Annotated in this window: 13 protein-coding genes; all 13 read right to left on the bottom strand. The window is 46.8% G+C overall.

The features are described from left to right. Positions 1–166 precede the first annotated feature (166 nt). The 13 genes from F0220_RS27960 to F0220_RS28020 all read right to left on the bottom strand — a co-directional run bounded on the left by F0220_RS27960 (position 167) and on the right by F0220_RS28020 (position 11,732). Positions 167–997 carry a uroporphyrinogen-III synthase gene (locus tag F0220_RS27960; RefSeq protein ID WP_149846829.1) on the bottom strand — a complete coding sequence of 277 codons (831 nt, stop codon included), beginning with the start codon at positions 995–997 and terminating at the stop codon, positions 167–169. A 130-nt stretch (positions 998–1,127) separates the two neighbouring features. Beyond that, on the bottom strand, positions 1,128–2,330 hold the full coding sequence (locus F0220_RS27965) for a GerAB/ArcD/ProY family transporter (protein ID WP_105600229.1): 1,203 nt from the start codon (positions 2,328–2,330) through the stop codon (positions 1,128–1,130). 56 nt (positions 2,331–2,386) lie between these two features. Further along, on the bottom strand, positions 2,387–2,608 hold the full coding sequence (locus tag F0220_RS27970; protein WP_091012758.1) for a hypothetical protein: 222 nt from the start codon (positions 2,606–2,608) through the stop codon (positions 2,387–2,389). After that, positions 2,601–3,800 (bottom strand): Ger(x)C family spore germination protein, encoded by a 1,200-nt coding sequence (locus tag F0220_RS27975; RefSeq protein WP_179198397.1) that lies wholly within the window; start codon positions 3,798–3,800, stop codon positions 2,601–2,603. The genes F0220_RS27970 and F0220_RS27975 overlap by 8 nt, the downstream gene beginning before the upstream one ends. A 4-nt stretch (positions 3,801–3,804) precedes the next feature. Further along, complete coding sequence (locus tag F0220_RS27980) at positions 3,805–5,400, bottom strand: spore germination protein (RefSeq protein ID WP_091012755.1); 1,596 nt, start codon at positions 5,398–5,400, stop codon at positions 3,805–3,807. 172 nt (positions 5,401–5,572) lie between these two features. Beyond that, the gene (locus tag F0220_RS27985; RefSeq protein ID WP_091012754.1) at positions 5,573–5,908 is read right to left on the bottom strand and encodes a hypothetical protein; all 336 of its coding nucleotides are present in this window, start codon (positions 5,906–5,908) and stop codon (positions 5,573–5,575) included. A gap of 44 nt (positions 5,909–5,952) precedes the next feature. After that, the gene (locus F0220_RS27990) at positions 5,953–6,651 is read right to left on the bottom strand and encodes a pirin family protein (protein WP_105600231.1); all 699 of its coding nucleotides are present in this window, start codon (positions 6,649–6,651) and stop codon (positions 5,953–5,955) included. A gap of 199 nt (positions 6,652–6,850) precedes the next feature. Beyond that, positions 6,851–7,264 carry a DoxX family protein gene (locus F0220_RS27995; protein ID WP_076209884.1) on the bottom strand — a complete coding sequence of 138 codons (414 nt, stop codon included), beginning with the start codon at positions 7,262–7,264 and terminating at the stop codon, positions 6,851–6,853. Positions 7,265–7,313: 49 nt separating this feature from the next. Next, positions 7,314–8,174: a M56 family metallopeptidase gene (locus tag F0220_RS28000; RefSeq protein ID WP_105600232.1), complete on the bottom strand. Its 861-nt coding sequence runs from the start codon at positions 8,172–8,174 to the stop codon at positions 7,314–7,316. Position 8,175: 1 nt separating this feature from the next. Then, on the bottom strand, positions 8,176–8,592 hold the full coding sequence (locus tag F0220_RS28005; RefSeq protein ID WP_017691824.1) for a BlaI/MecI/CopY family transcriptional regulator: 417 nt from the start codon (positions 8,590–8,592) through the stop codon (positions 8,176–8,178). Between the two features lie 208 nt (positions 8,593–8,800). Continuing rightward, on the bottom strand, positions 8,801–10,264 hold the full coding sequence (locus F0220_RS28010; protein WP_149846941.1) for a catalase: 1,464 nt from the start codon (positions 10,262–10,264) through the stop codon (positions 8,801–8,803). Positions 10,265–10,554: 290 nt separating this feature from the next. Continuing rightward, positions 10,555–11,361, bottom strand: coding sequence for a winged helix-turn-helix transcriptional regulator (locus tag F0220_RS28015; RefSeq protein ID WP_091012746.1), 807 nt, complete (start codon positions 11,359–11,361; stop codon positions 10,555–10,557). Next, positions 11,337–11,732, bottom strand: coding sequence for a Fur family transcriptional regulator (locus F0220_RS28020; RefSeq protein WP_036612807.1), 396 nt, complete (start codon positions 11,730–11,732; stop codon positions 11,337–11,339). Before F0220_RS28020 ends, F0220_RS28015 begins: the two co-directional genes overlap by 25 nt. Positions 11,733–12,002: the final 270 nt, after the last annotated feature.

Raw genomic sequence — 12,002 nt, forward strand, 5'->3', positions numbered from 1 at the left:
ATCGAAGCACTATCAAGGATGTACATTCGTGTTTTAGTTGTAACGTATACATTCTATAATCTAAACAAAACCGCATCATATAGCGATGCGGTTAAGCTTAATGCACACTTTTTATTCATGAAGCGACGCCAAAAGCTTTTTGTCGAACTGATCTAAAAGCAGGCCACTAATCTCTAATCTTGACCGCACGCCCTGCTGCAAAGTAACGTCCAAGCTCAACGATGAGTGCTCCCATCTTCTCTTCCTCCGGAATGACCAGTGCCTCAATGCCTTCTTCACGCATGGAGTTTGCGGTAACTTTACCTACAGACGCCGGAATTACACCTTGTCTGAAGGCTGCAAGCAACAGCTCAAGCTTGTCCTGGGAGGCCGCATATTGCGTCAGAAATCTGACCTGCGGCCCACTTGTGAACGCAACAGCATCTACTTCGAAATTTAGAATTTCATTCAATAACTGTTCCAGTTCTGCCTCTTCTGGCGGTACATGGCGGTAAGGAAGCACTTGTCTGACGATTGCACCTTGTTCTTCCAACCATGCAACGAGTTTGGGAGCTGTCTCCCCATGAAGCTGCAACATAACTTTTTTCCCTGCGAGATCATGTGGGTTGAATTCTCGAATGAGCCCGTCCGTACTACCGTCATCATCTCGTACCAGCGGTGTTAACTTGCGCTTTTTGAGCGCATTCACCGTCTTGTATCCCCTTGCCGCAATTGAGGATTCCGATAATACATCCAACAATTGGCCTGCCACTTCCATATCCTCAGCCATTTCAAATAATGCATCCAATCCCATACCCGTAGTTAATACCGCCCAGTCTGGCGGGTCTGATATCCAGGATACCAGCCCATCCCTGATACTCCGATCATCCAGGAATACGGTCCCCTGTGCCGGTCGCACAAGCGGGATTCCACCCATTTTTTCAACCAGTACGGACATTTCTTTCGACTTTCGTGGTCCTGTCAATGCTACACGCACACCTGCCAAATGTTGAGCCATTCATGTTCCCCCCGTTAGTTCAGCCGAATGTTCATCAGTCTGACTACAGTATACAGGGTACTTCTGCGAAGGGAAACTGTGCTTTCCCTCTTTTTGCCCGTTCATCTATAAGGATTTTTGATGGAATGCATCAGGAAGGCTGGAGTTCTCCGCCATGAGAATCTTTCCGCCTTTTCTCTCCATCCTTCTCCGAATCAGCCGATTTTTGTTCCGGCTCATGTTTCTCTTTCTTGGACTGGTCTCCCGATCTCTGTTGGGTAGATTCTTTTTTATCCTTTTTGCGAGGACGAAGGAAAAGAAACAGCACAATAGGGAACAACACTTCAAAAACAATGGCAATCCATGTCCATTCCCGAGTGAAGCGATTGAGCTGAATGGCATTTCGGAAGAACCAGAATGCACAGACAAATCCGACGAGGGCAATCGGGCCTGTCAATACCTTTCCCGATACGTTCGAAATCATTCGCTTCAATCCCCAGCAGACAAAGTACAGGTCAAATGCAATCTTCGTGATCATGGTAGGCAAGGTTGCCGCTGCCAGCGCAAGGTCAAACCGATCCAAGAAGTCACTGATTTGCAATTGTCTTGCCAGTTCATAGGAGGGATACACCAACCTTGAAGCGATAGGAACTCCAATGGAGGTAATGGTCTCAACAAGGATTAGCATCATCAACAAGGCTGACAATATAATGCCTGACACAACCGACTTAAATCGAAAATCACTGCCCTTGATAACAAAAGGCAATGCAATCATCTCTCCGTAAAACGAAAATATGTACCAACTCCCCTTGCCAACTCCCGCAACATCAACGTGAAAATACGGCATCAGGTTATCCATATTGATCTGTTGAATGAGCATGAAAGGCACAATCACGGAGTTTAAGAGAAACAATGTCACATACAACTCCGACATACCGATCAAGGAGCCGAGCCCACCTCTGACGATAAAAACTCCCATAACGATCAGTGATAACGCAATGATGGAGATCGGTGTGGTCTCTAACAACGTTATGCTGATATAATCACCCGTTAACCGGATATCCCTCGCAAACACAAAGAAAAAAAATAGAATGTACATCAATCCTGCGAGCCTTCCCAAAAAGGGAAATCGCCCAGCAAGGGCTTGAAATAGATCCTGATCCGGAAATCTCCGCTGAACCCGACTTAACATCCACATGGATGCGAGCATCACCACGACTACAGGTATGTACGAGAGATAAGCGTGTTGTTCCGCATAGTAGATAGCTTGCGCGTGTGGCTGAATTAACGTACCTGAAATACTGAGCAGCAGTACGAGCAGGATCATTTGACGGTGTGTCACTCTCTGATTCATGAATTACCTCCTTTCCCTCTCGCGAATTCGCAAACCGAATGTTTGCTGTCCATAGCTTATGGCATTGGCAGTAAGCGCTGGATAACGTGGCTTATCCATACCGACACATATAAGGTTTTACTCAGATGGGTTACATAGAACCAAATGCCCGTCCCCAATAAAATCAGGCCATAAGATAGCCATCGATTAATGACAGCCGCTTGTTTCAAATGTCTGAAATCCATGATGATCACCACGATCGCCATGGCCAAGTAGGTATATAACAGCGGCTTAATCATGCACAATGTCCTCCTCCACTACGCCGATAGGTTTATTGCTCACCCCTACATTTTCGATAATGACATGGGGGGTAACCGTTACCTTGACTTCAGGATATATGTCATTCCATCGATCCTTCATTTTGTCCCACTCCGCTGGCAAATGTTGATGAATGGACCGCCCAACTCCAAGAATGTCGGCGTGGTATTTCTCCTGCACCAGACGGACACCTTCGTCGATGTCCGATTTGATTTTCTCGTGAATCGCTTCATTTAACTTCACAATCTCGTTCTCACGCCGATCACCATAATTGGATTCGTTATCTACAAGAACACCCTTTGCATATAGCTCAATGTTCACGACCACCTTGTCATCTTTGATATATGGATGTAGTGAGGCGTTGTTCTCGTTCAGCTTGATGAATATATTTCCTTCTCCGCCAGGGGCTTTGACCATAATTTCTGGCGCATTGGCCTCTCCCATAGCCAGAATCAATGCATCTGCTGGAGCCTTATCAATCATGCCAACCAGCTTGTCTTTTTTGAAAATGGCCAATCCATCCAACTTAATGTTTGATTTGGGGTCCTTCCAACCTTCTGGAACATTGCTCACTTTCGAAGCAACCGGCAGGAATGGATCCACACCATCACTAAGAATGGCATCAATAAATGTTTTAAGTGATCGTGGATTCCGCATGTTTAGGAAGCACAACTCGCGCACCATCTCGGATGGGAACTTCTCTATAGGGGCATCCGTATCCATGACTTTATATGCCGCGCCTTTCGTCACAACTGGTAATGCAGAGAATCGGTTGAGCGGGTAGCGTGTAAACAAATCAAGCATCGGAGCCACGCCGTCCCGGGCGAGATCCTCTCCAATAAGCATGGTACGGCGGTGTGCATAATAAATCTTTCGTGAGAGTGATTTTTGGCCTTCAAGTGTAGTCCCTCTGAGTGTCTTCGCGGTATTGGACAACATGAACCACGATTTATCCCCGCTTGTCCCCCCGCCACCTCCAGAACTCCCGGTAGAACCGGATTGGCCAGGCAGAGCAATCTGGAGACTGGATCTGTAATTGTCCTGCTCCTTATCAACAGCTATACCAATCACAAAGGCAATATCATTAATTTCCTTACGATCCCAACAGCCTGCTATGAAAATGGTACATAGCAGTAACATCAACACATTGCGGAATTTACGAATAAGAAACATGGGTTCACCATCCTTCCTCAGCTTCAGGCGAACCATTGATCTTGTCTTTCATCCGTTTCTGGTTATCCTGAACCGTAGAAGGACGATTGATCATTTTCCACCATGGCACACGAATAAGAATATCCTTGGTATCTGTCTTACTGTACGGGCTAAGACCTGACAGATAAGGTACACCAAACGAAGTCATCTGTGTCAGATGCACCGAGATCAGGACCAAGCCGATGACGATACCATATAGTCCAAGCATACCCGCCAATAACATGATCGGAAATCGCAATAGGCGTACGGTAATCGCAAAGTTAAACCGCGGTATCGTAAAGGAAGCTATGCCTGTCATGGATACGATAATAACCATCGGTGCAGACACAATCCCCGCCTGAACTGCGGCCTGCCCGATCACGAGCGCACCGAGAATACTGACTGCTTGACCAACTGTTTTCGGTAACCTGACCCCCGCTTCACGGAGGGCTTCGAACGATAGCTCCATGATGAGGGCTTCCACCAAAGCCGGGAAAGGGATGGCTTCACGAGCCCCGGCAATACTGAGTATCAGTGTCGTAGGTAACATATCCTGATGAAATGTGGTAATGGCGATATACAGCGCTGGAAGGAAAAGTGCAATAGCTACGAACAGAAACCGTATCCAACGCAACAGATTACTGATGAAGAATCGTTCATAGTAATCCTCACTGGCCTGAAGCATCTGCCACATCGTGACTGGCGCAATTAACGCAAAGGGAGTACCGTCTACTAAAATGGAAAATCGTCCTTCCAACAAGTTACCTGCTACTGTATCCGGGCGCTCGGAATAGTGCATCTGTGGGAATGGAGAATACGGGTGGTCTTCAATCAGTTCCTCAATATAACCCGTCTCCAGAATGCCATCGATCTTTATTTTTTCCAGACGTTTCTTAACATCTTGAATCGTTTTTGGATCGGCAATACCTTCCAAGTAGGTCAGCACAATATCTGTCTTGGTGTCTGTTCCAAGAGTCATACTCACCATCTTGAGAGCAGGTGTTTTCAGCTTGAATCGCAATAAGGCCGTATTCACACGGAGCGTTTCAGTAAATCCCTCCCGCGGTCCCCGAATCACGGATTCCGTCTGCGGTTCCTCCACACCACGTCTGACGCCACCTTTGACATTGAACATCCAGGCTTTGTTACTTCCATCGACCACCAGAAGTGCGGAGGATGCCAGCACCCCTTCTGTCGCAGCAGCCCAAGTATCCACTCGCTTCACCTGTGTCAGCTCAACGGTTGTATCATCCAGTGGAACATCAGGTTCATCTGTACGCTGCTGCACCAGCCCTTGAATAATCGGCCGCAGCATGTGTTCCTGGATATCAGCCGAATTAACAATACCTTCGATGTAGACGAGAAGTCCTTTCACTTCAGGCGTAATCATGACGTTGCGAAAAACCACATCCGAGCATTCGGAGAAGATCTCCTTTACCGCCTGAATCTGAATTTCATGTACTGCACTAATCGGCTGCCGAAGAAAAGGCGGGGACGGCAGTCCTAAAGGAATATGTTTTTTTTCTTCTGAAGCTCGTCCCGGTTGTCGGGACTTGTGTTTCCCAGATGTTTTGTCCGCCATATGCCGCCCCTCCGTTCTTGTTTTTATACAAGGTAGCTTGTGCCAGACAGCTGGGAATTATGTGGTCTTTTTTGCAAAATTACGATTAAATTCTCTGAGTACAGACAGCAAAAAGGCCTCTGTATTTAACAGAGACCTCTGGGATGTTCCAAGTTCTATAGGTACTTATAAGTTAATCCGCAAAATAATCTTCAGGCACATAACGAATCTCCGACTTCGCATAGATGCTTAGCGTGTGACTCTCCCTGTCGTACACAACCCGCTCACCTTCTACGTAGTACCAGTGTTTCAAAAGGGGCTGGTCCTTACGTTGGACGAAACGAAATACGTTCAGTTCTTGTCTAAGCTCCATTATCTGTTCCACAATCTGCTCGTCCAGACCCGTAACGGTAAATATGAAGCCTGTACCTTCCTGTTGGAACCGATAGGACAGCGCATCTGTTTTGCTATTAGCTAATCCTCGCCCGGTCACCGCATGTTTAACCATAAACCATTCCTGTTGCGCCATACGTGTATACCCTCCTTCATCTTGGAGTTCATTTCATCAGCCATCTACGGCAAATCAATAATCATATAGAACGTATCTTCGTTTCCTTGCAGTTCGATTGAATCCCGCTGTTCCACACGAGCCGTGTCGCCTTCGTTCAACAGGTACTCTCCATCCAACCCCAGCTTGCCTTCGATGGAGAAAATGTACATCCGGCGGCCCGAATCCTGATTAAAGGTTAACGTTTTGTCTTTGGCTAATCGTCCAAGATAGATCGTCATATCCTGATGAATGGTCGCAACTCTTGGTCCCCCAACTGGGGATACAATCGGCACGAGTGCTCCTAATGCCGCTGGATCAAATGATGTGGTCTCATACGAGGGCTCCAATCCTTTTGTCTGTGGCATGAACCAGAGCTGAAGCAAACGTACTTCTTCGGTATCGGATGCATTATGTTCGGTATGAATCATGCCACTGCCTGCTGACATCCGCTGAATACCACCAAAGCCTGTAACGGCTACATTCCCCAGGTTATCTTCATGTCGCAACTTGCCGTTCAGTACGATGGATACAATCTCCATGTCACTATGTGGGTGAGCCCCAAAACCGCGACCAGGAGCAATCACATCATCGTTAGCTACCCGCATGGGTCCAAACGCCGTATTCTCCGGGTCCTGGTATTCTCCAAAGGAAAAGCTGTGACTGCCACGAAGCCAACCTCGATCGAAGCTGGAGCGGGAATCGGATGGAATGATGTTAATCATAAGATGCACCCTCCTTATTTTTTCTTAGTAGCATACTTATTCTCATTGTAACAAAACTCAGGCATGTCGTCCAAACGAAAAAAGCTCTCTACCGATCAGCCCGGTTCGCAAATCAATTCCCGAACCGGCCTGGCCAATAAAGAACCTCGTCACAAGACTAATCCTGCACTTCATTATTTTTTAGCAATCGTTAGTCAATTCAAGCACTCACATTCTGGCGAGCGTTCCCTTGTCTGGAGAACAGATAATCCACGGCCAGGAAACGGCTTCCGGTGAAGAGCAGTGTCAGGGAACCCGCCAGCAGCAGGTAATCTAACTCGGTACCGCTCAGGAACGGCTCACCCACTTTGGCTGTAAACAGAACGCCAACCATCACGATGGCAAAGAGGGCAGCAAACACACGTGTTCCCAGACCCAGAATCATCGCCGCACCACCTACCAACTCGATGATGGCTACAACGGATGCAAGAAATCCGGGAATACCAATACTTTCGAAAAAACCTACTGTACCGCTGATTCCACCTTCGAATTTACTCCAGCCGTGCAATACAAAGATCAAACCGATCATAATCCTGGAGAAAAGTAATCCAATCTCTACACTTTTATTATTCATGTTCATCTTCCTTTCTCATTATATTCGACTTCACTTTAGCCCAATTAATCTATCCGATGGACCAAACAAACAAGATAGACAGCAATAGAAAAACAGTAGCCGACATCAAAACAGCATAACGTGGCAATCTCAGCGTCACGTCCTGTTCGGGGTCCAGCAGACGTGAAATGCGGACATTCACCGACGTATCCGAAAATGAGGACTGAACGGTCAGTTCCTTTGCCCCCCTAGGTTCAGGACAAGCACGAAGCAGCTTGAGCAAAGCACTGCCAATGCCTGCCACATTGCCCGTACGTTCAATGGCCTCATTGTCTGCCAGAATTTCCCTAACGATATTGTAATGTTTCGAAGTATGCTTCAATACGGGAATATACGGCATCATGATTGCAAATACCGATAACAGTGTCGTCTTCAGAGGATCACGGTGCCACAGATGATGTACTTCATGATAGACAACCGCTACCTCCTCTTCCGCATCAAGCATGTCCAGCAGCCCAGTGGAAAGTACAATATAGGGTCTCCATAGACCAATGGTAAATGCCACGGGTGAAGGCTTGTCCACCACAATGAAACTTGGCTGTCCCAGATCATGATATGTGGACTCCAGCTCGCGGGATAGCGCCCGAATCTCCATAGAGCGGAGCTTGCGGATTGCTGCCCGTGTTTTCATCATGCGAACCGTAAGCAACCAGCCTGTTCCCGCAAATGTCAGCAAGACCAGTGCCAGCAAGAAATGTCCCACGGATAACCAGCCCAAGCGACTCATCCAATGATTGCAGAGCCAGAGCAGATTAAACGGGATATCCCAGCCAAAAATTTTGTACATCGCGTACATGAACATCTGCATGAACACGAGTAACGGAATGCCAAACCCGACGGTAAACAAAAGTTTCGAGCGGGTCTTCCACATCTTAATCGCTATCCTTTTTCCATTGTTTGATCTTCTGTTCCAAGCGTTCAATCAGACCCGCATCTGCTTCGTCCAGCGCATCCAGCATATGATTCAATGCCAAAGCTCCGAATTCATCCACCAACTCATGTGACAGTTCCTTGGATTGGTCGTTCATAAACTCCTCCTTGCTCTGTACCGGTTGGTACAAAGATGTTCTGCCCTTTTGTGACTTTCCGAGAAGTCCCTTGTCTACGAGCCGGTTCATCACGGTCATGACTGTATTAAAATTGACGTCTTTGTCTTGTTCAAGTGCAGTCTGCACTTCACGGATGCTACTGCCAGGACGAGCCCATAAAATGTCCATAATCTTGGCTTCCAGCGGACCGAAAAATCGGTTGAGCCCACGCTCACCCACTTTGAAATTGTGTATTCTCATGTTCTGACACCCCTCACACTACCCATTGTAGTGCCATCAAATGAGAAGTCAACCTCTATGTCAGCTATTTTATGTAAATGATTTGTAAATTTGTTTTCCATTTCAGTAAAAAAGGCCAAAGACCGGGAGTTCCGCACGTTTGCGGTTCTGCCCGGTCTTCAACGAATATTAGTCCGTATGATGTTGTAGAACATGGTCAAAATGTGCTTTATTTTCCATCCTGTGACGGCATATGTGCAGAAATATCCACGCCGAGTCCATGAGCCAAACGTCCGCCAAGTTGCCCATCCGCCCGGAAGAAGTGGCATAGAGCACGCATTTGAATATCAACAGATACGCCCTTAAGGTCATTGATCAGATTATCAAGCAAATGCTGCTGCTCTACAGGAGTAAATGAACGGAAAAGCTCCCCTGCCTGCGTGTAATCATCCGTCTTCTCGATTTTCTCTCTTGTAACATGCCCTTGCAACGGAACCTGACTGTCCCGGTATGCCGGATCTTCTTGCGGGCTGTTTCCTGAACTGTTGGGTTCATAGTTCACCGGAGATGGGTCCTGATTCACATTCATGAGTCCATCACGCTGATGATTACGAACGGGTGCGTACGGGCAATTCACCGGAATTTGTAAATAGTTCGTTCCAAGCCGGTGACGCTGTGTATCTGGATAGGAGAATAGACGTCCTTGCAGCAATTTGTCTTCGGAAGGCTCAATTCCTGGTACAAGCGCACTAGGAGAAAAGGCCGCCTGCTCCACTTCAGCAAAGAAGTTTTGTGGATTCCGATTCAGGGTCATGGTGCCCACCGTATGGAATGGCAATATATCTTCAGGCCAAGCTTTGGTTGGGTCGAGTGGATCAAAAGAAAAATCATCCATTTGCTCAGGCTTCAGGAGCTGTACTTGAAGCTTCCACTGCGGGTATTGCCCGTTCTTGATATGTTCATGCAGATCCCGGGTAGCATGATTAAAGTCTTGCCCCTGTACCTCGGCAGCTTCCTGACGTGAAAAGCCGCGAACCCCTTGTGCAGACTCCCACTTATATTTTACATAGTGGACCTGCCCCTGTGCATTAATCCATTTGAAAGCATGTACGCCGAAACCATCCATCTCCCGATAACTTGCCGGTGTGCCCAGATCTGAGAACAACCAGGTCATCATATGTGTTGATTCAGGTGAGAGGGTCATAAAGTCCCAATAACGAGCAGGTTCCTGAATGTTTGTATCTGGAGCTGGCTTCAGGGAGTGAACCATGTCGGGGAACTTCAACGCATCACGAATGAAGAACACAGGCAGATGGTTGCCGACGAGATCATAGTTGCCTTCCCGTGTGTAGAATTTGACGGAAAATCCACGTGGATCTCGTGCAGTCTCTGGTGATCCCGTACCATGAATAACGGTTGAAAAACGAACCAGCACATCCGTCTCCGTACCCTGATTTTGCAGGAAGTCCGCTGTTGTATAAGCCTTCATACTTTGCTCTAGCGTGAATACGCCATGAGCACCTGCTCCTCTCGCATGTACGACTCTTTCGGGAATACGTTCACGGTCAAAGTGGGCTATTTTCTCAATGAGATGGTAGTCTTCAAGTAGTGTCGGCCCTCTTCTGCCTGCTGTGCGAGAATTCTGGTTATCACCTACAGGTGCTCCCTGATTCGTAGTCATACGTTCTGTCATCATATCGTCCTCCTCTAATGGGTCTCACGGCTGTTATATATCTACTATTAAAATCATATTCGGCTTCGGTTTAAATATACATTTAGACTTGATCTAACTGTTAAATTGATTCTAACATGTCCCACTCTACTCTTGCATGAGGTTCACATGAGATTAAGATGAGGTTCTTCAACACTTCATGAATGAACTATGAACATGTTTTAAGGGAATGATTCTGATCTGCCTATCTATTAGGGAGTACCCGAAAAAGCATGAAGTGAAAGATAAACTTTAGGCAAAAAAAAAGCGGACTAATCCGCCAGGCGGTAGCCCACTCCTCTTACTGTTACAATATATTGCGGCGAAGACGCGTTATCGCCCAATTTTTTGCGCAAGCTTTTGATATGAACATCGACCACATTACTTCCACCCGTAAAATCCGTCTCCCAGATATCGCTGAGCATTTCCTCACGGGAAATGACTGCACCTTTGGCATCAATCAGCTTGAGTAAAAGATCATATTCGGTCTTGGTTAGATGAATCCGGTTATTATCGCGCTGCACACTCATCCGTTCACGATCAAGCCACAGATCTTTAAATCCGATACGGTGCCCTTCCTCAGGCAAAAACCCACGGTTGGGCAACGCAGGACTGTTGCCAATCATGCGCTGCACCCGGTATAGAGCTTCCTGCGGGCGTGCAGGCCAAACCAGCAATTCCTCTTGAAGCATCGGTCCACTCGCGCTACCAATCATCTTCTCACCAACCAGATACAGACAAGGGGTTGTATGCTCAGCCTCACGATTCAATCGGCTGCTAATGCCGGCAAATGCATCGATAGTTCCGGCCACAGACAGGTCATAGATCAACAGATCAAAGACAAGACGCTCATGTAGATCCGGTTCCCAGCGATGAAAAACCAGTACATCAAAGCAGCTATCCGTTAAGGCTTTTACCAGTTCATGAACCTGCCCCGGCATCGGGCTGATCAGAATAACACGCCGTGTAACAGGACAATTGTCCACAAGCGGTGCTGCATCGGACAAGGCTGGTTTAACCCTTAGGGGTAAACGGCGGCCAGGCAGTTTTATTTTTACTTGATCCGTTTGTTTCTGCATTCCCCGCAGACACCTCCAAAGACCACATGAGCATGATCGATTGCATATCCGGTTTCTTCAGCTACCTGTTTCATCCATTGTGGAGGAACCTCTGTCATCACCTCGTCCACTTTGCCGCACACTTCACACATAATGTGCTGATGATCATCCATACGGGCATCGTACCTGCTTGCTGTCTCTCCGAGTTTAAGTTCCCGTATCAATTCTTTGTCCGTCAGATAACGAAGAGAATTATACACCGTACCATAGGCCAGATTATATCCTTGTTCCACGAGTCGATTCATGACATCAGCAGCTGTCGGGTGATCCTCTGAATGGCGCACCACATCATATACCGCTTGCCGTTGTATCGTCAGATTTAAAGTTCTCACAACCATTTCTCCTTTATTATTGATCCGTTTTATATAAAATCAGACACTGATCTTCTACTTATGATGGTCTTCCCAAAAAGAAGGAATACATTTTGATTTAGATTAAGTATAAATCTCATTGTATATTGAAGTCAATATCACTCTAACATCCTGTATATGCAAATAAAACATCTTTCCCAGCAATCCCCTCATAAATTTGGGATAATATGGTTCGCTACAGCACCAATTTTCAGATAAAATATAGGGATGTGCGTAAAAAGGGGGAATGTC

The sequence above is a fragment of the Paenibacillus sp. 37 genome (assembly GCF_008386395.1).
GTDB lineage: Bacteria > Bacillota > Bacilli > Paenibacillales > Paenibacillaceae > Paenibacillus > Paenibacillus amylolyticus_B.